This is a genomic window from Rathayibacter sp. AY1E3, assembly GCF_002932235.1.
Lineage (GTDB): Bacteria > Actinomycetota > Actinomycetes > Actinomycetales > Microbacteriaceae > Rathayibacter.
The window spans coordinates 23494-47860 of sequence record NZ_PSVN01000021.1; the positions used below are offsets into that span (position 1 = coordinate 23494).

A 24367-nucleotide genomic window follows, 5' to 3' on the forward strand; every position below is an offset into this window, starting at 1 on the left:
TCGCGACGGATGCCCGTGCTCCCTTGAGACGACAGGCTCGTCCTCCGTCGTCTCAGACGACGGCCCCGCGCACCCCTCGGCCGGTGAGCCACCAGACCGCCGCGACGGCGACCGCGGCCGCCGCGCCGCCGCCCACGAGCAGGATCGCCGCCCGCACCACGTGGGCCCGGTAGGCGGCGTCGAGCGGATCGATGCCCGCCCCCGCCAGCATGATCCCGGCAGGCACCACCGCGGCCGCGAGCACCACGGCCGCGGCCGCGATGCGCACCGGCTGCCGGCCGTCGGAGCGGAGCTTCCGGGGACGGCGACCGACGTACCAGACCACCGCGCCGATCCCGAGCCCGAGCAGCCCGAGCACACCGCTCGCGTACTGCGCCCACCGGAAGCCGGGGAAGGGCCCGAGCTCCTGCTGCAGCAGCGGGATCGCCGAGACGAAGAGGCCGCCCCGGTGGGTGAAGCCGTCCCACATCACGTGGCTGGCGGCTCCGATGGCGATGCCGGCGGCCGCGAAGACGAGCACGCGGATCCACGCGGCGGCCCCGCGGGGCGGCGAGCGCCGGGGACGCAGGCGCGAGCGGACCAGCGCGGGCGCGAGGTCGCGCCAGGCCGGAGCGACGACCGCGCTCCACAGCGCGAGGCCGAGCATCCCGAGCAGCAGGTCGACGGTGACGACGCCGAGGAGGGAGTGGGTGGACTCGCGGGCGACGGCGATCGGGAGGTACATGCCGATGTCCGGGACCATCGCGCCGATGGCCACGGCCGCGGCGGGGATCCGGCCGTTCGAGAACGCGAGCGCGACGACGGCGTGGCTCGGCGTGAAGGGCATGACACGCACGCTATCCCGGCGACGCGACCGGCGAGTGTCCGCGTCGCGAAGCGCGCGTCACCGATCGCGGTCCGGCTCCTGCGCTCCACTCCGGCTCGTCGGCCTCCCGGGGCCGGCGGTCAGTCCGAGGAACGTGATCCCCAGGACGAGGAACACCGGCCAGACCGGATTCCCGAGGACCGCGAAGACCGCTCCCGCCGCGAGGAACAGCGGACCAGTGACCGCGTTCCAGCGCCGGGACGCCTCCTCCGACGACATCCGACCCGAACCCTTCCCGTCCTGTGCGCGCACCATCCCTCCACGCTAGATCGCCTCCGCGGGGCCCGCCTCCCCCGTCCGGCGGAGCCGCGCGCTCGGGGAGCTCCGAGCGCGGCGACCGTAGAATCGTCCGGAAGTCCGGCCCTCCGGGCCCAGCGGCGACGGATCGGAGCGGGTGTGCGGAAGGCGTTCGCGATCCTCCGCCTGGCCCTCGCCGGGCTGGGCGCGGTCGGACTCGTCGGCGACTTCTTCTACACCCTGGGCTTCCGCGCGTTCCAGATCGACAACTTCTTCGCCTACTTCACGACGCAGTCGAACATGGCCGGGGTCGTGGTGCTGGGCCTGTCCGGCCTGGTCGCCCTTGCGCGCGAGCGGGAGCCGCGCTGGCTCAGCACGGTGCGGGCGCTCGTGCTCACCTACATGGTCGTGTCGGGGATCGTCTTCGGGCTGATCGCGGTGGAGGCCAACAACCGCGGCGTGCGGGTCGACGTGCCCTGGTCGAGCGCGCTCCTGCACTTCGTGATCCCGACGCTCGCGATCCTCGACTGGATCCTCGGACCCGGCCGCCGCCCGGTCGCCTGGCGCGGGGCGCTGACCGTGCTCGGCTTCCCGATCGTCTGGGGCGTCATCACCCTGGTCCGCGGGGCCCTCATCGGCTGGTACCCGTACTTCTTCCTCGACCCCGGCCAGGTCGACGGCCCCGTGATGTTCGTGCTCTACGACGTGATCGTGCTGAGCCTGATCTCCGGCATCGCCGCGTTCGTCCTCGCGCTCAGCCGGGTGCGGCCGCTCGGGGCGGCGCACGCGTCGGAGTGGCGGGGGCCGCTGGCGCGGCTCCGCGAGCTCGTCAGCCGGGGACGACGGCGAACGGCTCGAGCGCCGTCTGCGCGAGGGTGACCAGCTCGTCGTCGCTGAGGTCCTGCAGCGAGAGGGCCTGATCCGCTCCGACCAGCCCGACGAGCACCGCCTCGCCGGTCGACGGCTGAAGATTGAGCCACTCGGTGATGCCCGCCTCGGAGCCGACGAGCGACCAGCGCGCGGGGGCGCCGGCGTCCCAGAACGCCTCGTCGAAGCGCAGCCACAGCGTCTCGACGACGCCGGAGCCGAGGGCCGCGACGGCCGCGCGCTGCGCGAACGGGAGCGGCGGGTCGAAGGCGATCGCGTCCGTCTGGAGCACCCCGATCGGCACGGTGACCAGCACCCGGTCGGCTGTGAACGACTCGCCGGTGCCCAGGCGGATGCTGACGCCGGTCTCCGTGTAGCCGATGCCGCTCACCACGGCGCGCAGCGAGACCTCGACGTCGGCGAGCAAGGTGTCGACCAGGGGCGCGAGCCCGTCGGTCAGCAGCGCGTCGCCGGAGTCGTCGCTCAGCTCCTCCGCGGTCATGGCGGCGGAGGCGTCTCCCAGTCCGTACCAGGAGGAGAGCTCCTCGGGAGCGGCGCCGGTGCGTAGTGCGGTCGTCCCGGCGAGGTGCGCCGCCACGCGGGCGGCGTCGCCGTCGCCGGAGCCCGGCTCGGCCTCGGCAGGGTCGGGCTCTCCGGAGCCGGCGAACGACTCGGCGAGCGCCAGGTCCTCCGGCTGCTCCGCTCCCCACTCGAGAGCACGGGTCAGGGCGTCAGCGCCCGTGGTGCCGGTGTCGAGGGCCGCGCCGTCGGCGTCGCTCGAGCGGACGTCGGCGAGGTCGACCGCGGTCGTGACGACGCCCGCGTCCGCGATGCTCTCGCGCAGGGCGGCTCCCGCGCCGGTGAGGGCCCAGGCTCCGGTCTCGACGGCGATCGGCCAGCCGTCCGGAGTCGCGGTGGCGATGCGGCCGCCGGTGCGCTCGCGCGCCTCGACCACGGTGACGTCGAAGCCCGCGTCGGACAGGCGCCGTGCGGCGACCGCTCCGGCGAGGCCGGCCCCGACGATCGCGATCCGCTCGCCCTCGTCGGCGACGGCGCTGATCTCGGCGGCCGCGCGGACCCCGGAGCTCCAGGCGCCCTGGAGCGTGCCGGGCGCCTCCGTGTCGGTGGCCTCGCCCGCGAGGAAGACGCGGTCGAGGACCGCGGTGCCCAGGTCGGTGCGGTGCTGCGGCGTCGCGCCGACGGGCAGGTACGAGACGGAGCCGAGCGCGTACGGATCCTCGGCCCAGGCGGAGCGCACGAAGGCGGCCGGCGCGGGGACGGCGGTGGTGCTCGGCGTGGGCACGGGGGCCTTCGTGACGGAGCGGGTCGGCGTCGGACGCGACGGCGTGCAGCCCGCGAGAGCCAGGAGCCCGACTCCCGTGGCGGCTCCCGAGAGGAAGAGGCGGCGTCCGATCGTCATCCCGGACATCCTACGTTCTCGGCGTTCGACCGGGGCGGCGCGGGCGGCGCGGTGCTGACGCCACCCGGGCACGCGGCCCGCTCAGAGGTGCGGGGTGACGGCGGGACGGCGAGCGGATAGCGTCGGGGCAGCGCGGACCGGTCCGCGGTGACGGGGGACGCGGCATGGACACGACACGGACGCGGACCGCGACGACGACGGCCGGGGCCCCTCCCCGCAGTCCTCCTCCGACACGGCTCCGTCGAGCAGACCCGGGCGGTGCTCGCCCGCCGGACGGCGCAGTGGGAACGGGACGACCTCAGCAGCTGGGTCGTCCGGCTGCGGAGTCCCGAGGGCGGCGCGGACGGTGCGATCGGGATCGGCGGATGCACCCTCCTCACCGACACGGCCTGGAACGTCGCGTTCACCGTCCATCCGGACCACTGGGGCAGGGGGTACGCCCAGGAGGTCGCCTCCGCAGGGATCGCTCGGGCGCGGCGGCTCCGGCCGGAGCTCCCCGTGACCGCGGTCGTCGCGGAACGGAACGAGCGATCGCACCGCACGGTCGCTCGACTCGGTCTCGAACGGAGGTGGGCGGGCCCCGACGCGCACAGCCCTGACCCCGCGGCTCGCATCGTGCTCTACTCCGACCGCCTCCTCTCCGAGGACGAGATCGGCCGCCTCACGAGCTGAACGCGCCGCGTGACGCTGATCGCCGCAGGCAGCAGCGGAGCCGAGACGCCTGCGCGAGACCGCGACGTCTCGTTCCGGTGCGCCTCCTGGCCATCCTTCTTCCCGGCGGCCGGCGCTGCGCGCGAGTGGGTGGCGGCGCAGAACTCGCGCCGACCCCTCTGGCGATCGCGCTCAGCGGCCGCCCGCGAGTCGGGGCAGGAAGGGCGCGGAGGTACTCGCCGGACGGAGCATTCGAAGCCCGTCACCGCGAGGGGCGTTAGCGTCGTCGGATGGCGAGCATCACGTACCCCGCGCCCCTTCGCGCCGGAGGCCGGGTGGAGGTGCCCGCGCCCTCGATGGGAGTCCCCGAGCACCTGCACGACCGGCTGCAGGACGCCGCGCGCCGACTCGGCTCGGCGGGATACGACGTCCGGGTCCGGCCGCACGCCCTCCTCGGCGGACTCGCTCCGGCGTCCGCCGCGGATCGGGCGGCCGACCTGCACGACGCCTTCCGGAGCGGGGACGCGGTCCTTCCTCCGTGGGGCGGCGAGCTCGCCGTCGAGCTGCTGGAGAGGCTCGACTGGCACGCCCTCGCGGAGGCCCGGCCCTGGTTCGTCGGCTGGTCGGACGTCTCGACGCTGCTCCTGCCCCTGACGACGACGACCGGGCTCGCGACGATCCACGGCGCCAATCTGATGGACGAGCCGTGGGAGCTGCCGGTCGGGTTCCACCGCTGGACGGAGGTCGCCGGACTCGAGCCCGGAGCCGCGTTCACGCAGCACGCCGCGCCGCGACGCCGGAGCCGTCCGTGGGGTGCGTGGGCGGACGAGCCGCTCGACCGCGATCGGGCCTACGAGGAGCCGACCCGCTGGCGCTCGCTCGACGGGTCCGCGGACGCGGCGATGTCCGGCCGCTTGATCGGCGGATGCCTCGAGACGGTGTCCCTGCTCGCGGGCACGCCCTACGGCGACGTGCCGGGCTTCGCTCGCCGGCACGCGCCGGAGGGCACCGTCGTCTACCTGGAGGCGGCCGGGTCCGACTCCGTCTCGGTGCTCCGGATGCTCACCTCGCTCCGGCTCGCGGGCTGGTTCGAGCAGACGGCCGGCGTCCTGATCGGCCGGACCGAGGGCGCCTGGCTGCCCGAGCTGAGCCAGGAGGACGCGGTGCGGCGGGCGCTCGGCGACCTCGGCGTGCCGGTGATCCTCGACGTCGACACCGGGCACCAGCCGCCGCAGATGCCCCTGGTCAACGGCGCGCTCGCAGAGATCGCGCTGAGCGGGCCGACCGCCTCGATCACGCAGCGGCTCGTGCCCTGACGGCGCGTGCGGAGAGATCCCGTCGAGCAGTGCCACCTCGCGGCACGGCCGCCGCCGCTCCCGGCCCTCCTCCGCCCGCCGAGCGCAAGGCCGAGCGGCGGGGAGGCGCCGAGTGGTAGACCTGGGGGCATGAGCAACGACATCCGCGCACTCGCCGAGGGCGAGAGCTACCTCGCCTTCTTCCAGGGCGGGCCGTTCGACGGCCAGACCGAGAACCGCGTCAGCACCGAGGGGGGCTACGAGAAGGAGGTCGACGTCTACGCCGCCGTCGACGGCCAGGAGACGCACCTCGTCTACAACGCCGTCTCCGCGAAGGAGGTCGGCGAGGCGGTCCACGTGACCTACTCGATCGACACGCCCGACTCCGACCCGATCGAGGACCCGGAGGACCGTGGCGGCGGCTTCCAGTAGTCCGCACCACCCTTCGGATGCCGCTCCGGCGTCGCGCTCAGCGCGGCCGGGGCGGCATCGGCATGTGAGGACGCGCCACTCCGGGGACGACGCCTCCCGCCGCTCCTAGGATGATGGTTCCTCACTGTCTCGGCCGATTCAGGTCCGCGTTCCTCGGGAGCCGCCGTGTCCGATCCGCTGATCCACCCGATGCCCCTCCGCGGCGACTCCGCCCGGCACTGGCTGCGGGCCCGCCACGCCGAGGCCGGGCCCGACCCCGCCCTCGCCGTCACTGGGCAGGAAGCGGCCGCCGAGGGCGTGCTCCTTCGCCGGATCTGGCACACGGCCGGCACGATCGACTTCCGCCCGAGCCCCCGCGCCGACCCGGGGTCGGTGGTGCTCCTGCTCCCGCTCGAGGGCGCGTTCACCGTCGCCAGTCGGGAGGAGCGCGAGTTCGTCGGCCGCGGCACCCTCGCGGTGCTGCCCGCCCGATCGGGAGCGACGATCAGCACGAGCGCTCCCAGCTCCCGGCTCGTCCTGGTCGTGCGGCCCTCGGGCGACGCGGATCCGCCCGCCGGCCTCACCGTGGTCTCCTCCCCCGCGGCACCGGTGCTGGTCGCCGCCGCGAACGCCGTGCTCGACGCCGGGCTGCCCCTGAGCGCTGGGCTGCACGCGGCGCTGCAGGGGCTCGCCGCGGCCGTCGTTGCGGACTGACGGGAGCTGTCAACCCTCCCCGCCCCGGCCATCCGCTCGCAGGGACGTCCTCGAACATCGAGTGACGCCGATCGTCGGCGCCGGAAGGAGCACTCGCCATGGCCGAGATCACCGCCCACCACGGACTCTTCAAGGACACGGACCTGCACGTCGACGACACCGGCGGATCGGGCCGCCCCGTGGTCCTCATCCACGGCTGGCCCCTCTCGGGCGAGTCGTGGAAGGAGCAGGTCCCCGCGTTCGCCGAGGCCGGCTACCGCGTCGTCACCTACGACCGCCGCGGCTTCGGGCGCAGCGACAAGCCGCTCACCGGCTACAGCTACGACACGCTCACCGAGGACCTGCACACCCTCCTCACCGAGCTCGACCTGCAGGACGTCACCCTGGTCGGCTTCTCGATGGGCGGCGGCGAGGTCGCCCGCTACTTCACGAAGTACGGCGCCGATCGCCTGCACAGCGTCGTCTTCGCCTCGGCCGTCCCGCCGTACCTGATGAAGACGGACGACAACCCGGACGGCCCGCTCGAGAAGGCGCAGGCCGCGCAGATGACCGCGGGCCTCACGAAGAGCGAGGACGACTTCTACGACCAGTTCACCACCGACTTCTTCTCGGTCGACGGCGTGCTGAAGGTGACGGAGGAGCAGCGCCAGGAGGCGATCGCTCTGGCGAAGCAGTCGGCCAAGCACGCCGCCCTCGCCTGCATGACGGCGTTCGCGACCACCGACTTCCGCGAGGACCTGCCCAACGTGTCGGTGCCCGCGCTCGTCATCCACGGCGACGGCGACGGCACGGTTCCGTTCGAGGGCTCCGGCGCCCGCACCCACGCGGCGATCCCCGGCTCCGAGCTGCACGTCGTCCACGGCGCCCCGCACGGAGTGACCGTGAGCCACCCGGAGGAGTGGAACCGCGTCGTCCTGGAGTTCCTCGCGAAGTAGCGGCGGCACTCCCGCATGCTGGTCGAGCAGCCCCGCAGGGGCGTATCGAGACCCGTCGCACGGACACGGATCTCGATACGCGCCCTGTGCGCTGCTCGATCAGCAGGAACCGGTCACCCACGCGTGATGCTCGCTCAGCAGGAGCCGGAGCCCCCGCGTCAGCCCTTCTCCGCGCCCTCGGTCGTGTTCATGATCCGCCGCTGGAAGACGAAGAACAGCACGGCCACCGGGATCGACATCAGCACCGCGGCCGCGAGCTGCAGCGGGTACTGGTTGCCGGTGCCCAGCTGCTGCCCGCTCTGGAGGCGGCGCTGCGCTGGCTCCGCGACGACGGCGACCCGGACGGCGACGGGTTCCTCGAGTACGTCGACACCACGGGGCACGGGCTCGCCAACCAGGGCTGGAAGGACTCGGGCGACTCGATCCAGTGGCGCGACGGCACGCTCGCCGAGGGTCCGATCGCGCTCTGCGAGGTGCAGGCCTACGCCCACGAGGCCATGGCAGGCGGAGCGGCGCTGCTCGAGCACCTCGGCCGCGACGGCTCGGAGTGGCGCGAGGCGGCGTCGACGCTGAAGGCGCGCTTCGCGGAGGCGTTCTGGATCGACGACGCCGACGGCGGCTACCCGGCGATCGCGCTCGACGCGGCCGGGCGCCCGGTCGACACGATCACCAGCAACCTCGGCCACCTCCTCGGCACCGGCATCCTCTCCCCCGAGCACGCCGCCCGGGTCGCCGAGCTGCTGGTCTCCCCCGGGCTCGACTCGGGCTTCGGCCTGCGCACCCTGGACACCGGCTCGGGCGGCTACTGGCCGCTGTCGTACCACGGCGGCTCCGTCTGGGCCCACGACACCGCGATCGCCGTCACCGGGCTCGCCCGGGAGGGCTTCGGGGCGGAGGCGACGACCCTCTCGCGCGGACTGATCGCCGCGGCCGAGAGCTTCGGCTACCGGATGCCCGAGCTGCACTCGGGCGACCCCGCCGCCGAGGTGCACGCGCCGGTGCCGTACCCGGCGGCCTGCCGACCGCAGGCCTGGTCGGCGGCCGCCTCCGTCGCCGTGCTGTCGGTGGCGCTGGGGCTCGCTCCCGGAGGCGACACCCTGGTCGTCGCGCCGCTCTCGCCCGCGCTCGCCGGGCGGATCCGCGTGGACGGGATCCGCTACCGCGGCTCGGTAGTGCCGGTGGACTGGGACGGCAGGATCTGAGGCGCCGCGCCGCTCAGGGCGGACCGGCTCAGATCAGGCCGGCTCAGGGCAGGCGCGCTCAGGGCAGACGCGCCACGACCGCGCGCGCGATGCGCCGGCCCGAGCGGTTCGCCCCGATGGTGGAGGCCGTCGGGCCGTAGCCGGCGAAGAAGACGCGCGGATCCGTCAGCGAGGCGCCGTCGGCGACCGCGATGCCGCCCTCGCGCTCGCGCAGCCCGAGTGGAGCGAGGTGGCGCAGCTCCGGCCGGAAGCCCGTCGCCCAGATGATCGCGTCGGCGCGCGTGAAGGAGCCGTCCGGCCAGCGCACGCCCTCCTCCTCGATCGACGAGAACATCCCCCGCTCGTGCAGGAGCCCGCGCTCGATCCCGGCGACCACCCGGCGGGTGCGCTGCACGCCCGTGCCGCCGACGATGCTCGGGAGGGGCAGCCCGGCGCGGGCGGCGCGGTCCTGCTCGGCCACCGCCTCCACCGCCGACTCCATCGCCAGCTGCTCGCCGTCGTGGTAGACCACCGGTCGCCGCGTCGCCCACGTCAGCGAGCGCGCCACCCGCTCGAGCTCCAGCAGGAAGCCGATCGCCGAGGTGCCGCCGCCGACCACGAGCACCTGCTTCCCGGCGAAGTCCTCGGCGCGGACGTACTCGGTCGGGTCGATCTGCACGCCGCGGAAGCGGTCGCGCCCGGGGTAGTGCGGGACGAAGGGCGATCCCCAGGTGCCGGTCGCGTTGACGAGCAGGCTCGCGCGCTCGACCGCGCGGTCGGACTCGACGACGAGCGGCGACCCCGTGTCGTGCGGCGTCGCACTCGTGACGCGCCGCACCGACTCCGGACGGCGGATCTCGAGACCGAGCTCCTCCTCGTAGCGACCGTAGTACTCGCGGACCACGTCCCGTGCCGGTCGCCGGTGATCGGCCGTGCGGAACGAGAACCCCATCCGCTCCATGCCCGGGAGATCGTGCACGCGGTGCGCGGAGCCGAGCCGCAGGGCCTCCCAGCGGAACTGCCAGGCCCCGCCGGGCTCCGGACCGCGGTCGAGGACGATCAGGTCGCGCCCGGGGACGAGGCCGAGACGGCGCAGGTAGTAGGCCACGGACAGACCCGCCTGGCCCGCGCCGATCACCACGACGGGACGCGGTGGGGCGACGCTGTCCACGGTGCTCCTGACGCGGTCGAGGATGGGCGGCCGTCCGGCAGATCGAGGCCCGGGGTGGCGTGTCCCCCGTCTGCTAAACTACCGCGTAGATTTCAACTTTCCCTGTCTGCTCTTTTCCCCAGCCGGCTCACTGCCCGTCTGGCCTGTCATCGTGAGGGGGTCACCCATGGGGCGCGGCCGTCAGAAGGCGAAGAACACCAAGATCGCCCGTGAGCTGAAGTCGTTCAGCCCGGCGGTCGATTACAGCGCGCTCGAGCGCGAGCTCAGCCACCCGGACGAGCCGGACTACTCGAAGTGGATCGACGCCGAGGACGACGGCGACGACACGGACCTCGTCGAGGAGCCGCACCAGAAGCGTGCGTGACTCCTCCCGTGAATCGGGGCCGCTCCCTCGGGGCGGCCCCGTTTCGCGTGCGGACGGGATCCGGCGGGTGAGGAACCCGACCTGGAGTGCAGGTCGCTCGGCTGAGCACGTTCTCCCGCTTTCCGCCACTGAGTGCAGAATGTCGGTGCCCCCTGGGACACTGACCGGATGAGCACTTCCCCGCCCGCAAGGCTGCCCGTGTGGCAGTCGGAGCGTCGCGGGAACGACCTCGACGAGGCGCGCGACTTCTACGCCGGCTCGTACAACGGCTCCGGCTTCCGGGCCGAGCGCTCGGTCGTGCCGTTCGCGTTCCGCTACACGACGACCGGGCCCGGGCCTGTGAGCCTCCACTCCGCCTCCTTCCTCGGCCGGGTGCGCGGCACGGTGGCCCCGAGCGACGTCTACGTCGCCCTCTGGCTGACCGCGGGGCGCGCCTCCCTCGACCTGGGGCGCGACGAGCACCGCCTCGTCGTCGGACGCCCGGCCATGTTCCCGAGCGGCCGGCCCTTCGGCTTCGAGGCCCTCGAGTACCGCGACGCGCTCGTGCACTTCGAGGCCGCCCACCTCGAGGCGATCGCCGCCGAGCTGCACAGCACCGAGCCCGGCCCGCTGCGGTTCGCCCCCGTGGCGCGCGACACGACCGCCTGGTGGGCCGCGATCCGGCTCCTGCGCGACACCCTCGCCTCCCCGCACACGCCCACCGTGCTGCAGCGCGACGGCGTCGCCCGCATCGCCGCGCTCGCCGCCCTGCAGACCTTCGCCCACCGCATCGCCCCGCTGCCGGCCGTGCCGCCCTCGGTCAGCGCGCGGCGCCTCCGCCGGGCCGTCGAGTTCGTGCAGGCCAACGCCGACCTGCCCCTCGGAGTGGCCGACATCGCCGACGCGGCCGGGCTCACGGTCCGCGGCGTGCAGCTGGCGTTCCAGCGCGCCTTCGGCGAGACCCCGCGGCACTACCTGCGCGACGTCCGCCTCGAGCGCGCGCACGAGGAGCTCTCGGCCGGATCGATCGGCTCGCTGGTGGTCGGCGACGTCGCCGCACGCTGGGGGTTCATCAGCGGCGGCCGCTTCGCCCAGCACTACGCGACGCGGTTCGGCGAGCTCCCGAGCGAGACCCTCCGGCGCTAGTCCCGCCGATCCCCGACGGCGGTTCCGCCGAGGGGCGTTCGGGCGTACTGTCCGAGGACCGCCCGCTGCCCCGCGGGCCGCGTCGATGGAGCCGCGAATGTTCGAACCCGGAGGATCCGCGCGGCCTGTCGCGCGGGTCGGCTACGTCACCGCCGCCCTGCTGGTCGGCGCGATCCTGGTGGGCGGCGCGGTCGGCGCCGCCGTCGCCCTGGTCCTCTACCTGCCCGGCGTCCTCGCCGCCGACGGACCGCCCGGGCTGGTGAGCTTCGGCCTGCTCATGGGAGCGGCCTCCGGCGCGGGCATCGGAGTCGTCGGAGGCGCGGGAGCGGTCGCCGGCATGGTCGCGGTGCGCGTCGCGAGCCGCCGCGACGGCCCGTTCGTGCTCGGCACCAGCGCGGGCGCCGGCCTCGGCGTGCTGGTCGCCTCCGCGAACCTGCTCGTCAGCCGCGACGCCCCGACCTGGGCGACCGCCCTGCTCGCCACCGCGGCCGCCTGCGCCCTCTGCGCGGCGGGCTCGTGGCTGCTGACCCGGCACGAGCACTCCTGGGAGCGCGCGCACGCCGTACCGCGCTGATCCGCGGCGCCTCCGGGGATCAGCCCGCGTAGGACCCGACCAGGCGGACCGCTCCGCCGTCGACGCCCTTCGCGCCCTGCTCGAAGCCCTCGAACCCGCGCGTGGCCGTCGAGACGCGGCCCGCGACCCACGACGGGACGCCCGAGCGCTCGAGGCGCGCGATCACGCCGTCGGCCGCCTCCGCCGCGACCACGGCGAACATGCCTATGCCGAGGTTCCAGGTGCCCTCGGTGCTCTCGAGCGTCGCGCCGGACATCCCGGCGAGCGCGCGGAACACGTCGGACGGGCTCCAGCTCGCTCGCTCGACCTCGACCCAGGAGCTGCGCGGCAGCACCCGGGCGAGGTTCGCCGCGATCCCGCCGCCGGTGACGTGGCTGATGGAGTGGACGGCCGGGCCGAGCTCGGCGTCGTCGAGCAGGTCGAGGAGGGGCCGGGTGTAGAGGCGGGTCGGCTCCAGCAGCACCTCGCCGACCACGCCGCCCAGCTCCTCGGAGCGGTCGGTGAAGCCGATGCCGCGCTCGGCGAGGATGTGGCGCACGAGCGAGTAGCCGTTCGAGTGCAGTCCGGAGGAGGCCATCGCCACCACGACGTCGCCGTCGCGCACGCGGTCGGCGCCGCGCACCTGGTCGGCCTCGATCGCGCCGACCGCCGCGCCCGCCACGTCGTAGTCGTCGGGTCCGAGCAGGCCCGGGTGCTCGGCCGTCTCGCCGCCGACGAGCGCGGTGCCCGTCTCGGAGCAGGCGCGCGCGATGCCGGCGACGATGTCGGCGATGCGGGCCGGGACCACCTTGCCGCACGCGATGTAGTCGGTCATGAAGAACGGGCGGGCGCCGACCACGACGATGTCGTCGACGACCATGCCGACGAGGTCCTGCCCGATGGTGTCGTGCTTGTCGATCGCCTGGGCGAGCGCGACCTTGGTGCCGACGCCGTCGGTCGAGGTCGCGAGGAGGGGGACGCGGAAGTCGCGGAGGAAGGAGACGTCGTACAGGCCCGCGAAGCCGCCGACCCCGCCGAGGACCCGGCTGTCGTGCGTCGCCGACACCGCCGACTTCATCAGCTCGACGGCGAGGTCCCCCGCCGCCGTGTCGACTCCTGCGCGGGCGTAGCTGCTCGTCTCATCACTCACGCGACGACCCTACCGACTGCCCTCCCCCGCCGCGGCGCGGAGCCGGATCCCGGCCCGGGATCTCCGCCTCTCCGCAGCCGCGCACTCCTCTGAGGGCCCCTCTGCGGCAGCATCGGACGGGTGGAGCTGCAGCGTGCGGGACCGGCGGACGTCGACGCGGCGCGCGCCTTCCTCGCGGCCGCCGACCTCACGCTCGCCGGGATCGACTCCCCCTCCGTGCGCCTCTGGCTCGAGCGCGACCGGAGCGGTCGCGTCGTCGGCAGCACCGGCTGGGAGCCGAGTACCGACGGACGCCACGCTCTGATCCGCAGCGTGGCGGTGGCCTCGGACCGCCGAGCGTCCGGCGCGGGGAGCCGCCTCGCCCGCCACGCTCTCGCCGACGCCGCTCGGAGCGGTGCCCGACGCGCCTGGCTCTTCTCCCGCAGATCCGGCCCCTTCTGGCGGTCGCTCGGATTCGAGCCCGCCGATCGCGACGAGCTCGCGGCCGCCCTGGCCGGCACCCATCAGGTGCGGCTGTTCACCGAGTCGGGGCAGCTCGGCCGCGAGGTCGCCTGGTCGCGCGCGCTCTGGTCGGATGGCGACGACCGCCCGGCCGATCCGCCGGTCGACGCCGCCCTGAGTACCCCCACGACCACGGATCCGCCCACGGCGAACCATTAGGGGATGAGTCCCCCGCGTGCCAGGATGGACCGTCAAACCCCCCTGCTATCCCCTTGGGAGCCCCTCCGGCATGTGCGGAATCGTTGGGATCGTGTCCTCCGGACCGGTCAACCAGTCCATCTACGACAGCCTCTCCCTCCTGCAGCACCGCGGCCAGGACTCGACCGGCATCGCGACCGCCGACGGCAGCACCCTGCACATCAAGAAGGCCGCGGGACAGGTCCGCGAGGCGTTCCGCACCCGCGACATGCGCTCGCTGCTCGGATCCATGGGCCTCGGCCACGTGCGCTACGCGACGAAGGGCAACGCCGAGCGCGAGGAGGAGGCCCAGCCGTTCTACGTGAACGCGCCGTACGGCATCATCCTCGTCCACAACGGCAACCTCACGAACACGCGCGAGCTCACCGAGGAGCTCTTCCGCATCGACCGCCGCCACCTCAACACCACCTCCGACACGGAGCTGCTGGTCAACGTGCTGGCGAACGAGCTGCAGGCCTCGATGTCGGGCCGCGACCTCGACGCCGACGAGGTGTTCGACGCCGTCGCCCGCGTGCACGAGCGCGTCGAGGGCTCCTACGCCACCATCGCGCTGATCGCCGGCGTCGGGCTGCTGGCCTTCCGCGACCCCTTCGGCATCCGCCCGCTCATCGTCGGCCGCCGCAGCAACACCGGCGCGCCGGACGACTGGGTCGTCGCCTCCGAGTCGCTCGTGCTCGAGGCGCAGGGCTTCGAGATCGTCCGCGACGTCGCTCCCGGCGAGGCGGTCTTCATCACCCCCGACGGCCGGATGGCCAGCCGCCAGTGCGCGAAGGATCCGCGACTCATCCCGTGCTCGTTCGAGTACGTCTACCTCGCCCGCCCCGACTCCGTGATGTCCGGCATCTCGGTCTACGAGGCGCGCCTGCGCCTGGGCGACCGGCTCGCCGACACGATCGCGCAGTACACCCCGGGCGGAGCTATCGACGTCGTCATGCCGATCCCCGACTCCTCCCGCCCCGCCGCGATGCAGGTCGCGCAGAAGCTCGGGATCGAGTACCGCGAGGGCTTCTACAAGAACCGCTACGTCGGCCGGACGTTCATCATGCCCGGGCAGGCGGTCCGCAAGAAGTCGGTGCGTCAGAAGCTCAACGCGATGTCGAGCGAGTTCAAGGGCAAGAACGTCCTGATCGTCGACGACTCGATCGTCCGCGGCACCACCTCCAAGGAGATCGTCGACATGGCCCGCGCGGCCGGCGCGAACACGGTCACCTTCGCGTCCGCCGCGCCTCCCGTGCGCTACCCGCACGTGTACGGGATCAACATGCCCTCGCGCCAGGAGCTCGTGGCCCACAACCGCCGCATCCCCGAGATCTCGGAGGCGATCGGCGCCGACCAGCTGATCTACCAGGAGGTCGCCGACATGAAGGCGGCGATCCTCGAGGGCTCGGACGTCACCGACCTCGAGACCAGCTGCTTCACCGGCGAGTACGTCACGGGCACCGTCACCCCGGAGTACCTCGACTGGGTGGAGCGCACGCAGCTGAGCTGAGCTCTGCACAGCGCCGGGCGCGGCGCAACGGGTGCCGCGGATCCGTGCGCCGCTCCATGATCGGAGGGTGCGCGGCCCCGCGCGCATGCACCCGAGGAGTCCCCCGTGATCTACCGAATCCTTCCGTTCCTGCTCACCTTCGTGGCCAAGAAGATCTCGAAGTCGCAGAAGGCCAAGCGCGCCGCCGCCAAGCGCCCGACGTCCAGCGCGAGCAGCAGCCGCCGCTCCTCGTCGCGCCGGGGACGCTGACGCCGCGGTCCCGTCCGCGAGCGCGAGCCGCGGGCGGGACCCTCAGCGCAGGGCGGAGTGCAGCGGCCGCAGGGCGGCCCGCCTCCGCCGGCTAGACCCGGTCGGACCCCGTCTGCGGGTGGTCCTCGTCGGACGTCGTCCGCGCGTCGGGCAGGGCCTCCTCGGCCACGGGCTCCTCGGCCGCGTCCTCGCGCTCGACGATCCGCTCGGCGGTGGTCCGGACGACCTTCCGGCCGACGACCCGGTCGAGCAGCACCACGACGAGCCCCGCGAGAGCGCCGAACAGCGTCACGAAGAGCAGCAGGCTGAAGCCGAAGACCTGCCCGCGGGAGAAGCCCTGCGTCTCGGGCAGCGCGAAGGTCAGCACGAAGGCCGCGATCGCTCCGAGCCCGACGCCGAGGGTCAGGATGCGCCAGACGCGCGGGGAGCGGCGGACGTCGACCTCTTCGCGGGTGACCTCGGGGCGGGCGGGATCGCTCATGCCTCCATTCTCCCCCGCGCGGGCGAGGGCGAGGCACCGTGATCGCTCAGAGCGCGTGCACGAGCCGGCCCGCCTGCGCGCGCAGCTCGCGGACGACGGTGCGGACCGAGAGCCGCTCCGCCCGGTCCGGCCGCATCAGCGCGACGATGTGCCGCACGGAGTTCACTCCGCGGAGCGGCTTCACCACCACTCCCGCGCCGCCCGCCGTGTAGCGCGGGAGCACCGCGATGCCCAGGCCCGCCGCGACGAACGCCTCCGTCACGCGGGTCGACGCGAAGCGCTGCTCCACCCGCACCGCCTCGCCGGACGCGGTCTCGATGTCCTGCATCACGCGCTCGAACGGGAACCCGTCCGGGACGCCGATCCAGGTCTCGCCGACCAGGTCCGCCGCCGAGACCGTCGCCCGGTCCGCCAGGCGGTGCCCGACCGGCAGGCCGATGTCGAGGGGCTCGACCATCAGCTCCGCCATCGCGAGGCCGCGGCCGGCCCAGGCGCTTCTGCCGGTGGGCGAGTGGGCGAGCACGATGTCGAAGTCGGCGGTCAGGTCGGCGAACTCGTCGGTGCCGGGGTCCGCGTCCTCGCACTGCACGACGAGTCCCTCGACGCTGCGGAGCGCGACCAGCGCGTTCGGGAGGAGCATCTGGCCCGCAGTGGGGAAGGTCGCGATGGTGACCTCGCCGATCGGGTTGTTCTTGAACGTCTGCCAGACGGCGTCGGCCCGCTCGAGCGCGATCGCGATCTCGGTGGCGCTCCGGGCGAGCTCGCGTCCCGCCGCCGTGAGCACCACGCCGCGGCCGGAGCGCTCGATCAGCGGCACGCCGGCCTCGCGCTCGAGCACCTTGAGCTGCTGCGAGACCGCGGACGGCGTGCGGTGCGTCGCCTCCGCCACGGCCGTGATCGAGCGGCGCATCGAGAGCTCGCGGAGCAGTTCCAGCCGTCGCACGTCCATGTAGAGAAACTACACGTCAGGGCAAGAACAGTTCGATTGTCCTACGGAACACGGGGCCGGACACTGGACGTTGTACACAGCATCCCGGCGGATGGATCAGAAGCCGCCGCAACGAAAGGCAGAACACTCATGAGCATCGCAATCCTCGTCGTCCTCAGTGGCCTCGCCGCGTGGGGCACGGTGTCGACGGTGCTCGTCGCCAGCCGCGACGGCTACCGTCAGGTCCCCGCGCAGCACTGAGCCCCGCCGCTCCGCGACAGCACCTCATCGCGTTCCGACGCCGTCTCCCGACCGGGAGGCGGCGTTCTCGCGTCTCCGGGGGCTGCTGCCGCTCCTCGGGGAGCGCCCCCCCGCCACGGCTCCCGGGGGTCGACCATCGGCTCGCCCGCACACGACGACGGGCCCCCGACCGGAGTCGAGGGCCCGTCGTGCGCGCGGTGCGGCTACTTCGCGGCGGTGCGGCGGCGCAGGCGCGCGACCGTCATGCCCAGACCGAGCAGCAGAGCGGCGATCCCGGCGGCGAACGCGGGGGTCGCGTCCACTCCGGTCTCGGCGAGGTGGTGCGAGCCGGCGACCGGAGCAGTGGTCGGCGTCGGCGCGGGGCCCGTGGTGGGCGGCGTGGTCGGCGCGGGCGTCGGCTCCGTGGTCGGTCCGGGAGTCGGGGTGCCCGCTCCGGCGCCGGCCGCGACGGCGAAGCCGACGCTGATCTCGGTGCCGGTGGTGTCGAGCACGAACGTCGCGGTGTGCGCGCCGCCCGCCAGACTCTCGTCGATCGGGACCGAGAACGAGGCGCGACCGGTCGAGTCGTCGGTGACGGCCCGGGTCGGGTCGATCGTCGCGGTGCCGACGACGGTGCCGTCGACGCTCGCGGTCACGGTGGTGTCGGCCGCGGCTCCGGTGCTGAACAGGAGCGAGGAGAGGTCGACGGTCATCGTGTCGCCGACCGCGTACTCGCCCGAGTCCGGGACGTTGTCGGTCAGGCCGATCGTGCGCTGCACGGGGTCGGGGCTGACGGTGCCGAGGTCCTGGATGTAGCCGACGAAGGCGTCCAGGTCGATGCGGCCGGAGTCGGCCGTGCCGGTGCCCTCGGTGAAGGTGCTGAAGCCGTCGCCGCCGCTCGCGAGGAAGCTGCTGGTCACGACGGTGAAGGTCGCGGCCGGGTCGATCGGCTCGTTCTGGAAGAACACCTGCGAGATGCGCGAGCCCTCGGGCGCCGTGGCGTCGAAGACGTAGGTGAGGTCCTTCGAGGTGGAGAGGTTCAGCTGCGGGTGGCTGGAGCTGCCCACCCACTGCTCCTCGAGCAGGTCGGAGATCTGCTCGCCGGTCAGCTGCAGGGTCACCAGGGTGTTCGCGAAGGGCTGGGCGTCGGAGGCCTCGGCGTAGGTGACCACGCCGTCCGCGTCGCCGGGCTGGTCCGGAGTCGCGGTGTAGGAGAGGTCGTCGCGCAGGCCGCCCGCGTTCGAGAAGGCGATCTGCGTGCCGAGCTCACGGGTGGCCCACAGCTGGGCGTCCGAGACGAGGTTGCCGAGGGTCGACTCCGAGCCGCGGTTGGTCGTGGTGCCGTCCGGGCGGTAGGCGCGCGAGATGTCCTCGGTGATGGTGCCGACCTTCACGCTGCCCTCGCGGACGGCGACGGCCTGGGCGTCGGCGACGATGGTCTCGACCTCGGGGTCGGGCTCGAAGGCGCCGACGACGATCGTCTTGGCCGGGTCGTCGGAGGTCGGGTCGTCGACGACCTTCGTCAGCGGCACGACCTCGCTGGTGAGCGAGGTGAGCTGCTTGGTCGCCGGGTCGACGGTCAGGGACATGCGGCCGATGTTCTCGGCGTAGCTGCCGGTCTGCGACACGACGGTCGGGAAGGCCCGGCCCGCGTCGATGCCCGCGTCGTACTCCTGGTGGCTGTGGCCCGAGACGATCGCGTCGACGTTCGGGGCGACCGCGTCGACGATCGCGCCGAACTTGGGGTCCGCCTCCGGAGTGTTCAGCTCGGCCGCGTCGGCGTCGGCTCCCTCGTGCAGGAGCAGGACGACCACGTCGGCCTCGTCGTTGGCGGCGTCGCCGTCCTGGAGCTGCGCGGCGACCTCGTTGACGTTCTCGGCGATCGGCTCGATGGAGAGCGTCGAGATCGTGGCGGGGCTGACGAGCTTGCCGAGGTCCTCGGTGATCGCGCCGATGAAGGCGACGGAGACGCCGTCCTGCTCGGTGATCACGTACGGGGAGTAGGCGCGCTCGCCGGTCGCGGTGTCGTAGAGGTTCGCGTTCACGTAGGGGAACGCCGATGCGTCCACGACGCGGCCGTCGACGTCGGCGCGGCCCTGGTCGAACTCGTGGTTGCCCAGGGTGCTGACGTCGAGGCCCATCGCGTTGAGCGAGTCCAGCGTGGGGATGTCGCCCTGCACCTTCGACACGAAGGTCGAGGCGCCGATGTTGTCGCCGGCCGAGACGAACAGCGTGTTCGGGTTGGCGGCGCGGTAGGAGTCGACGGCCCCGGCGAGCACGGCGGCTCCGGCGACGGCGCGGTCGGCGGCGAGCCGCCCGTGGAAGTCGTTGATCGAGAGGATGTCGATGGCGACATCGCCCTCGGCCGCCGCGGCGGGCGTGGCGCCGAGGAGGGCCGCTCCGGCGACGGCGCCGACGGCGGTCGCGGAGAGGAGTCGGGTGAGGCCGCGTCGGCCCGGGGAAGTACTGCGCATCGTGAAGGGGACTCCAAGCATCGAGCGGTGGATCCGGAGAGGATTCGTGCCGCGTGAGGGGGTTATTCCCAGACAACCCGACGGCGGACCCCAGGTCAAACGTTCGGACGACGGCTCGCCGCCGCGTTTACGAGAAGTTAACTCGCCGACGCTCAGCCGACGCGCAGGATGGGGAGGAACGGCGTGAGGTCCGCGCGCACTCCGGAGGCGTGGATCCGCCCGCTCGCGAGACCCTCGCTCCACGGCAGCGAGCCGGTCGCGAGCGGCAGCCAGGTCGCCGCGTCCATCTCGATCACGTTCGGCGGAGTCCCGCGGGTGTGGCCCGGGCCCTCGACGCACTGGGCCGCGCCGAACGGCGGAACGCGCACCTCGACGCTGCGCCCGGGGACGTTCGTCTCGATGATCTGCAGGAGGAACCGCACCGCCGTCGCCGTCGTGTTCCGGTCCGCTCCTCCGGCGAGCGCCGCCCGCACCGCGGACTGCCCGCTCGCCTCGTCGATCCTGCCCTTGGCCATCCACCCATCCTGCCGCCGCCGCTCGCTCCCGGAGGCCTCCGCGGGGCTCCGCCCGGCGTGTCGGCGTCCGCAGCGCCGCCCTGCGGAGGAGGACGTCACAGGGACCAGCCCCGGCGCGGGGCGCCCTATCCTGTCAAGGTGAAGATCCTCGTCCTCGGTTCGGGTGCCCGTGAGCACGCCATCATCACGGCTCTCCTCGCGGAGGAGGAGCACCACGAGATCATCGCGGCGCCCGGCAACGCCGGCATCGCGCGCGACGTCGAGGTCATCCACTTCGACACGAACAGCCCCCGGCTGGTCAGCGACTTCGCGGTGGAGCAGGGCATCGAGCTCGTCGTCATCGGCCCCGAGGCGCCCCTGGTCGCCGGAGTCGCCGACGCGCTCCGCAAGCGCCGCATCCCCACCTTCGGCCCCGACCGGGCCGCCGCCGCACTCGAGGGCTCGAAGACCTTCGCGAAGCGCGTGATGGACATGGCCCGCGTGCCCACCGGCCGCGCGACCCGCGTCTCCACCCTGGTCGACGCCACCCGCGCCATCGACGAGTACGGACTCCCCTCGGTCGTCAAGGCCGACGGCCTCGCCGCGGGCAAGGGCGTCCTGGTGACGGAGTCGCGCAGCGCCGCGATCGCGCACGCCGAGTTCTGGCTGCAGTCCGGCGACGTCCTCATCGAGGAGTTCCTCGCCGGCCAGGAGGTCTCCCTCTTCCTCCTCTCCGACGGCCACGACGTCGTCCCCCTCTCCCCCGCGCAGGACTTCAAGCGCCTGAGCGACGGCGACGAGGGGCCGAACACCGGCGGCATGGGCGCCTACTCCCCGCTCCCCTGGCTCGCCGACCGCTGGGAGAGCGAGCGCGCCTTCGTCGACGAGGTGATCGACACGGTCGCCATCCCGACCATCCGCCAGCTCGAGCGCGAGCGCACCCCCTTCGTCGGACTCCTCTACTGCGGCCTCATCGTGACCGACGCGGGCCTGCGCGTGATCGAGTTCAACGCCCGCTTCGGAGACCCCGAGACCCAGGTCGTCCTCCCCCGCCTCGCCTCCCCGCTGTCCGCGCTGCTGCACGCGGCGGCCACCGGCGCGCTCGCCTCCGTCCCGTGGCCCGCGTTCACGGACGAGGTCGCCGTCACCGTCGTCCTCGCGAGCGAGGGCTACCCCGAGAACGCCGTCACCGGACGGACCATCACCGGACTCGACGCGGCGGCGGACGTCCCCGGCGTCACCATCGCCCACGCGGCGACCCAGCTGGTCGACGGGAGCTTCGTCGCCACCGGCGGCCGCGTGCTCAACGTCGTAGCGCGCGGCGCCGACTTCGCCGAGGCGCGGGAGCGGGCGTACCGCGCGCTCGACCTGATCCACCTCGACGGCGGGCTGTATCGGAGCGACATCGCGGCGAAGGTCGCGCAGTAGCGCGACCTCAGCGTGATGTCGGCCACGCCGCTCCCCGCGCGGCGTGGCGCGGTCGACTCAGAGATCGGCCGGGTACTCGGAGAGCGGGGCGCGGTCGGCGCGTCCAGAACGCTCGGCACGCGTTCCGGTCGACGCCTCGAGGGTGGCCGGGGTGGGGTGGATCCGCACTCGGACTCGGACCTCCGCGACACGGGCTCGCGGCGGAGGTCGGTCGCCTCGCGGGGGGGCGGGTCAGGCCAGGGTGCGGAGGGCCTCGGCGAGGTGGGGGTGCGCGAAGGTGAAGCCGGCGTCCTCGAGGCGGGCGGGCACGACCCAGCGGGACTTGAGCAGGAGCTCGGACTCGGTGCGGAGCAGGAGCGTCGCGGGCTCGAGGACGAAGCGCGGAGCCGGCACGCCGATCCGGCGGCCCACGGCGGCGCGGAGCAGCCGGGAGAGCTCGGTGTTGTCGCTCGGATTCGGCGACGCGAGATTCACCGGCCCGTCGAGGGTCGACTCCTCGAGGAAGCGGATCGACCGGTGGACGTCCTCCACGTGGATCCAGCTGAAGTGCTGACGGCCGCGGGTGCGCCGGTGCTCGTGGTGCACACCGGCCTCGCGGCGCGCGCGCGTCGAGGGCCACGGTCCGTCGAACTGCGGACCGCCGAGGCCGAGCCGCGCCAGCCGCAGCAGGATCGCCGTCGCCGGACCGTCTCCGAGCACGATGGACATCCGCAGCGCCACGCGCCGCACGCCGGGCGTCTCCCCGGCGAAGAACTCCGACTCCCACGCCCGCGCCACGTCGACCGAGAAGCCCTCGCCGAGCACGCCCTCGTCCTCGGTGTTCGCCCGCTCCTCCTCGTGCCGGTAGATCGTGGCCGTGCTCGCGTTCATCCAGGCCGGCGGAGGAGTCGCGGCCGCCGCGACCGCGCGGTGCAGCTCCGCGGTGGTCGCCACGCGCGAGCGGAGGATCTCGGCGCGGTTCGCCGCGGTGTACCGGCAGTCGACGCTCTTGCCGGCCAGGTTCACCAGGAGGCGCGCACCGTCGAGGACCCGGGTGATGCCGGCGGTGTCGCCCCAGCGCGCGTCCGGCCCGGAGCGGCCGATCCTCCGCACCGTCCAGCCGTCGGCCGTGAAGCGGCGGGTGAGGTCCGTCCCGAGGAATCCGCTCGCACCGGCGAGGACGACGACGGGGTCAGCGGTGCTGCTCATCGCCCCATCGTGCCGCACGGCGCCGGAGTCACGGGGAGGACTCGTCGCAGGCGCGCTGCCGGTATGCGAGGTGGGTCTCGATCAGCCGCCGAGCGACCCCGCACCACGGAGCAGCCGCGCCGCGGCGAGCGCCCCGGCCAGCCGCTCGGCGAACCCCGGCGGCACCTCGGCGGGCAGCGCGTCGACCGGCCACCAGGCCACGTCGTCGCTCTCGTCGCTGACCGTCACCGGAGCGTCCGGATCGGCGATCGCACCGTAGCCCACGTCCCAGTGGCGGGAGCAGCGGCCGAAGCCGTCGCCGAGCGCGTGCCGGTCGAGGTCGAGGGGCAGGACGCCGAGCTGCTGCAGCCGTGCCGCTCCGCTCTCCTCCTGCGCCTCGCGGAGGGCCGCGTCGGCCGTGGAGTCGTCGCCGGGCTCGACATGACCGCCGAGCTGCACCCAGAACCGGCCCTTGCGGTGGAAGCAGAGCAGCACCTGCGCCAGATTCGGCGAGAGCACGAAGCAGCTCGCCGTGACGTGCTCGGGGCCGCCGTCGCGCTCGAGCGCCGGCTCGCCGCGCTGCTCGAGGAACGCCAGGTACTCGTCCCGCAGGTCCGCGAGCGCGCCCGCGTCCCACTCCCGCAGCTCGCCCGCCAGCCGCGCCCCTCGCTCCCCCGTCACGCGATGGACCCTACCTCCCCTCCGCGAGCTGCCACTCCGGTGCGCGACACGGCGTGCGTGGCGTAACGGAGCGGCAGCTTCCGGGGAGGGAGCAGGGACGGGAGCGTCAGACGGAGAGGCCGGAGAGGCCCTCGCGGTCGACGCGGCGGTGGAAGCGCATGCCGGCGAGACCGCCGAGCACGGCGCCGACCAGCGCGACGACCAGGGCGGCGAGCGCCGTCACGACCGCCGCGGCCGTGGCGTCGCCGGCGTCGAGCGGGATCGTCGGGAAGCCGCTCACCGCGGAGAGCGCCTGGCTGCCGCCGGTGATCGCCGAGACGATGCCCACGACGATCGCGACGACGACCGCCCAGGCCCACACTCCGACGCCCTGCTTCGCTCCGCTGAAGCGGGCCATGCGGCCTGCCACGTAGCCGCCGCAGTAGTAGGCGACGAGGAGGATGACCAGCAGTGCGATCGCGCCCGCCCAGCCGAACGCGGCGGGGTCGGCCGCGAGGTCGCCGGTGACGTCCTGGGTGCCGATGACGGCGGCCCCGATCGCGGTGACGAGGGCGGTCAGGAGGACGGCGAGTCCGGTGGCGGCGAGCCAGCCGAAGAAGGCGCAGCCGATCTTGAAGCCGCCGAAGCGGTCGCGCTCGCGCTGGTGGATGTCCTTGCGCGCGGCCGCACGGGCCTGCTTCGCCTCGGCGGAGTCGGGGTCGACGGGCGCGCGGTGCTCGGGGGCCGAGTGCGCCGAGGCGGAACGGTCCGAGGAGGCGGAACGGTCCGGAGTCGCGGAGCGGTCCGTCGCCGCAGCCGCTCCCGTATCCCCCGCGGAGTCGATGCGCGCCGTGCCGCCCGCCGCCGAGCCCTCTGCCCGTCGCGGCAGTCCGCCGTCAGCCGGATCCCTGTCTGTCGTGCTCATGTCGAACCTCCTGGCCGAGCGCCCCGAAGAAGGGCGACACGCTCAGTCAAGACCCAGGGAGCCCTCGGTGTCGCGGGCTTGACGACACGACGGAGCGGTCCGGGCCTCAACCCCCTGCGCCCCCCCCCCCCCCCCCCCCTTCCTGGAGACACCGACCCACGACACCAGAGGGGCAAGCATGACTCCGGAATCCC

The 24367-nt window shown here is 73.8% G+C and carries 25 protein-coding genes and 2 pseudogenes; 14 read left to right on the forward strand and 13 right to left on the reverse strand.

Going from position 1 to position 24367, the window contains the following annotated elements; genetic code table 11:
* Positions 1-52: 52 nt before the first annotated feature.
* Positions 53-826: a DUF4184 family protein gene (locus C5C53_RS14535; protein ID WP_104267863.1), complete on the reverse strand. Its 774-nt coding sequence runs from the start codon at positions 824-826 to the stop codon at positions 53-55.
* A gap of 57 nt (positions 827-883) precedes the next feature.
* Positions 884-1120 carry an SdpI family protein gene (locus C5C53_RS14540; RefSeq protein WP_104353577.1) on the reverse strand — a complete coding sequence of 79 codons (237 nt, stop codon included), beginning with the start codon at positions 1118-1120 and terminating at the stop codon, positions 884-886.
* 141 nt (positions 1121-1261) lie between these two features.
* On the opposite strand from C5C53_RS14540, the gene C5C53_RS14545 reads away from it, so the two are divergent.
* Positions 1262-1981 (forward strand): Pr6Pr family membrane protein, encoded by a 720-nt coding sequence (locus C5C53_RS14545; RefSeq protein WP_104233845.1) that lies wholly within the window; start codon positions 1262-1264, stop codon positions 1979-1981.
* Here C5C53_RS14545 and C5C53_RS14550 read toward each other — a convergent pair.
* Positions 1932-3389: an NAD(P)/FAD-dependent oxidoreductase gene (locus C5C53_RS14550; RefSeq protein WP_181127779.1), complete on the reverse strand. Its 1458-nt coding sequence runs from the start codon at positions 3387-3389 to the stop codon at positions 1932-1934. The two genes, C5C53_RS14545 and C5C53_RS14550, sit on opposite strands and share 50 nt — an antisense overlap.
* A gap of 147 nt (positions 3390-3536) precedes the next feature.
* On the opposite strand from C5C53_RS14550, the gene C5C53_RS14555 reads away from it, so the two are divergent.
* From C5C53_RS14555 to C5C53_RS14575, 5 genes are all read left to right on the forward strand, one after another.
* Positions 3537-4061 carry a GNAT family N-acetyltransferase gene (locus C5C53_RS14555; protein WP_104267865.1) on the forward strand — a complete coding sequence of 175 codons (525 nt, stop codon included), beginning with the start codon at positions 3537-3539 and terminating at the stop codon, positions 4059-4061.
* 269 nt (positions 4062-4330) lie between these two features.
* Positions 4331-5356: a S66 peptidase family protein gene (locus tag C5C53_RS14560; protein WP_104267866.1), complete on the forward strand. Its 1026-nt coding sequence runs from the start codon at positions 4331-4333 to the stop codon at positions 5354-5356.
* Between the two features lie 129 nt (positions 5357-5485).
* Positions 5486-5767 carry an oligoribonuclease gene (locus C5C53_RS14565; RefSeq protein ID WP_104223758.1) on the forward strand — a complete coding sequence of 94 codons (282 nt, stop codon included), beginning with the start codon at positions 5486-5488 and terminating at the stop codon, positions 5765-5767.
* 165 nt (positions 5768-5932) lie between these two features.
* Positions 5933-6460 carry a hypothetical protein gene (locus C5C53_RS14570; protein WP_104267867.1) on the forward strand — a complete coding sequence of 176 codons (528 nt, stop codon included), beginning with the start codon at positions 5933-5935 and terminating at the stop codon, positions 6458-6460.
* Between the two features lie 98 nt (positions 6461-6558).
* The gene (locus C5C53_RS14575) at positions 6559-7395 is read left to right on the forward strand and encodes an alpha/beta fold hydrolase (RefSeq protein WP_104223760.1); all 837 of its coding nucleotides are present in this window, start codon (positions 6559-6561) and stop codon (positions 7393-7395) included.
* A 158-nt stretch (positions 7396-7553) separates the two neighbouring features.
* Here C5C53_RS14575 and C5C53_RS14580 read toward each other — a convergent pair.
* Positions 7554-7700: pseudogene (locus tag C5C53_RS14580) on the reverse strand (carbohydrate ABC transporter permease); the annotation flags it as partial.
* Here C5C53_RS14580 and C5C53_RS14585 point away from each other — a divergent pair.
* Positions 7683-8597 (forward strand): annotated as a pseudogene (locus C5C53_RS14585) (amylo-alpha-1,6-glucosidase); the annotation flags it as partial. The pseudogenes C5C53_RS14580 and C5C53_RS14585 sit on opposite strands and share 18 nt — an antisense overlap.
* A gap of 58 nt (positions 8598-8655) precedes the next feature.
* On the opposite strand, the gene C5C53_RS14590 reads toward C5C53_RS14585, so the two are convergent.
* Entirely contained in the window at positions 8656-9747 is a 1092-nt protein-coding gene (locus tag C5C53_RS14590) for an FAD-dependent oxidoreductase (protein WP_104233838.1), read from the reverse strand.
* A 166-nt stretch (positions 9748-9913) separates the two neighbouring features.
* On the opposite strand from C5C53_RS14590, the gene C5C53_RS14595 reads away from it, so the two are divergent.
* From C5C53_RS14595 to C5C53_RS14605, 3 genes are all read left to right on the forward strand, one after another.
* The gene (locus C5C53_RS14595) at positions 9914-10111 is read left to right on the forward strand and encodes a DUF3073 domain-containing protein (RefSeq protein WP_097167615.1); all 198 of its coding nucleotides are present in this window, start codon (positions 9914-9916) and stop codon (positions 10109-10111) included.
* A gap of 168 nt (positions 10112-10279) precedes the next feature.
* Positions 10280-11236, forward strand: coding sequence for an AraC family transcriptional regulator (locus C5C53_RS14600; RefSeq protein ID WP_104267868.1), 957 nt, complete (start codon positions 10280-10282; stop codon positions 11234-11236).
* A 97-nt stretch (positions 11237-11333) separates the two neighbouring features.
* On the forward strand, positions 11334-11810 hold the full coding sequence (locus C5C53_RS14605) for a hypothetical protein (RefSeq protein ID WP_104257887.1): 477 nt from the start codon (positions 11334-11336) through the stop codon (positions 11808-11810).
* 19 nt (positions 11811-11829) lie between these two features.
* Here the strand turns inward: C5C53_RS14605 and purM are convergent, their stop codons facing one another.
* On the reverse strand, positions 11830-12939 hold the full coding sequence (purM, locus tag C5C53_RS14610; RefSeq protein WP_104267869.1) for a phosphoribosylformylglycinamidine cyclo-ligase: 1110 nt from the start codon (positions 12937-12939) through the stop codon (positions 11830-11832).
* A gap of 120 nt (positions 12940-13059) precedes the next feature.
* Between purM and C5C53_RS14615 the strand changes: the two genes are divergently transcribed.
* The 3 genes from C5C53_RS14615 (at position 13060) to C5C53_RS17195 (ending at position 15376) form a co-directional block, all read left to right on the forward strand.
* Positions 13060-13599, forward strand: a complete 540-nt coding sequence (locus C5C53_RS14615; RefSeq protein WP_104267870.1) for a GNAT family N-acetyltransferase — start codon at positions 13060-13062, stop codon at positions 13597-13599.
* A 70-nt stretch (positions 13600-13669) separates the two neighbouring features.
* Positions 13670-15127 (forward strand): amidophosphoribosyltransferase, encoded by a 1458-nt coding sequence (purF, locus tag C5C53_RS14620; RefSeq protein ID WP_104223766.1) that lies wholly within the window; start codon positions 13670-13672, stop codon positions 15125-15127.
* A 105-nt stretch (positions 15128-15232) separates the two neighbouring features.
* Positions 15233-15376, forward strand: a complete 144-nt coding sequence (locus tag C5C53_RS17195; RefSeq protein ID WP_181028791.1) for a hypothetical protein — start codon at positions 15233-15235, stop codon at positions 15374-15376.
* 91 nt (positions 15377-15467) lie between these two features.
* Here C5C53_RS17195 and C5C53_RS14625 read toward each other — a convergent pair whose 3' ends face one another.
* The 4 genes from C5C53_RS14625 to C5C53_RS14640 all read right to left on the reverse strand — a co-directional run bounded on the left by C5C53_RS14625 (position 15468) and on the right by C5C53_RS14640 (position 20014).
* On the reverse strand, positions 15468-15857 hold the full coding sequence (locus C5C53_RS14625) for a hypothetical protein (protein ID WP_104267871.1): 390 nt from the start codon (positions 15855-15857) through the stop codon (positions 15468-15470).
* 46 nt (positions 15858-15903) lie between these two features.
* Positions 15904-16806 (reverse strand): LysR family transcriptional regulator, encoded by a 903-nt coding sequence (locus tag C5C53_RS14630; RefSeq protein ID WP_104257884.1) that lies wholly within the window; start codon positions 16804-16806, stop codon positions 15904-15906.
* Positions 16807-17249: 443 nt separating this feature from the next.
* Entirely contained in the window at positions 17250-19499 is a 2250-nt protein-coding gene (locus tag C5C53_RS14635) for a bifunctional UDP-sugar hydrolase/5'-nucleotidase (RefSeq protein ID WP_181127781.1), read from the reverse strand.
* Positions 19500-19651: 152 nt separating this feature from the next.
* Positions 19652-20014 (reverse strand): sterol carrier family protein, encoded by a 363-nt coding sequence (locus C5C53_RS14640; protein WP_104223770.1) that lies wholly within the window; start codon positions 20012-20014, stop codon positions 19652-19654.
* A gap of 138 nt (positions 20015-20152) precedes the next feature.
* Between C5C53_RS14640 and purD the strand changes: the two genes are divergently transcribed.
* Positions 20153-21421, forward strand: coding sequence for a phosphoribosylamine--glycine ligase (gene purD / locus C5C53_RS14645; protein ID WP_104223771.1), 1269 nt, complete (start codon positions 20153-20155; stop codon positions 21419-21421).
* Between the two features lie 231 nt (positions 21422-21652).
* Here purD and C5C53_RS14650 read toward each other — a convergent pair whose 3' ends face one another.
* The 3 genes from C5C53_RS14650 to C5C53_RS17200 all read right to left on the reverse strand — a co-directional run bounded on the left by C5C53_RS14650 (position 21653) and on the right by C5C53_RS17200 (position 24173).
* On the reverse strand, positions 21653-22609 hold the full coding sequence (locus C5C53_RS14650; protein WP_104267873.1) for an epimerase: 957 nt from the start codon (positions 22607-22609) through the stop codon (positions 21653-21655).
* 81 nt (positions 22610-22690) lie between these two features.
* Positions 22691-23269 carry an NUDIX hydrolase gene (locus C5C53_RS14655; protein ID WP_258063517.1) on the reverse strand — a complete coding sequence of 193 codons (579 nt, stop codon included), beginning with the start codon at positions 23267-23269 and terminating at the stop codon, positions 22691-22693.
* A 106-nt stretch (positions 23270-23375) separates the two neighbouring features.
* Complete coding sequence (locus C5C53_RS17200) at positions 23376-24173, reverse strand: hypothetical protein (protein ID WP_181065536.1); 798 nt, start codon at positions 24171-24173, stop codon at positions 23376-23378.
* Positions 24174-24367 lie beyond the last annotated feature (194 nt).

Bases quoted from the DNA above. Each gene is read 5' to 3' on its own strand.
- C5C53_RS14640 (WP_104223770.1), bottom strand. From the start codon at position 20,014: ATGGCCAAGGGCAGGATCGACGAGGCGAGCGGGCAGTCCGCGGTGCGG.
- C5C53_RS17200 (WP_181065536.1), bottom strand. From the start codon at position 24,173: ATGAGCACGACAGACAGGGATCCGGCTGACGGCGGACTGCCGCGACGG.
- C5C53_RS14605 (WP_104257887.1), top strand. From the start codon at position 11,334: ATGTTCGAACCCGGAGGATCCGCGCGGCCTGTCGCGCGGGTCGGCTAC.
- C5C53_RS14630 (WP_104257884.1), bottom strand. From the start codon at position 16,806: ATGGACGTGCGACGGCTGGAACTGCTCCGCGAGCTCTCGATGCGCCGC.
- C5C53_RS14650 (WP_104267873.1), bottom strand. From the start codon at position 22,609: ATGAGCAGCACCGCTGACCCCGTCGTCGTCCTCGCCGGTGCGAGCGGA.
- C5C53_RS14635 (WP_181127781.1), bottom strand. From the start codon at position 19,499: ATGCGCAGTACTTCCCCGGGCCGACGCGGCCTCACCCGACTCCTCTCC.
- C5C53_RS14575 (WP_104223760.1), top strand. From the start codon at position 6,559: ATGGCCGAGATCACCGCCCACCACGGACTCTTCAAGGACACGGACCTG.
- C5C53_RS14625 (WP_104267871.1), bottom strand. From the start codon at position 15,857: ATGAGCGATCCCGCCCGCCCCGAGGTCACCCGCGAAGAGGTCGACGTC.
- C5C53_RS14535 (WP_104267863.1), bottom strand. From the start codon at position 826: ATGCCCTTCACGCCGAGCCACGCCGTCGTCGCGCTCGCGTTCTCGAAC.
- purF (WP_104223766.1), top strand. From the start codon at position 13,670: ATGTGCGGAATCGTTGGGATCGTGTCCTCCGGACCGGTCAACCAGTCC.
- C5C53_RS14560 (WP_104267866.1), top strand. From the start codon at position 4,331: ATGGCGAGCATCACGTACCCCGCGCCCCTTCGCGCCGGAGGCCGGGTG.
- C5C53_RS14595 (WP_097167615.1), top strand. From the start codon at position 9,914: ATGGGGCGCGGCCGTCAGAAGGCGAAGAACACCAAGATCGCCCGTGAG.
- C5C53_RS14540 (WP_104353577.1), bottom strand. From the start codon at position 1,120: ATGGTGCGCGCACAGGACGGGAAGGGTTCGGGTCGGATGTCGTCGGAG.
- C5C53_RS14565 (WP_104223758.1), top strand. From the start codon at position 5,486: ATGAGCAACGACATCCGCGCACTCGCCGAGGGCGAGAGCTACCTCGCC.
- C5C53_RS14600 (WP_104267868.1), top strand. From the start codon at position 10,280: ATGAGCACTTCCCCGCCCGCAAGGCTGCCCGTGTGGCAGTCGGAGCGT.
- C5C53_RS14550 (WP_181127779.1), bottom strand. From the start codon at position 3,389: ATGACGATCGGACGCCGCCTCTTCCTCTCGGGAGCCGCCACGGGAGTC.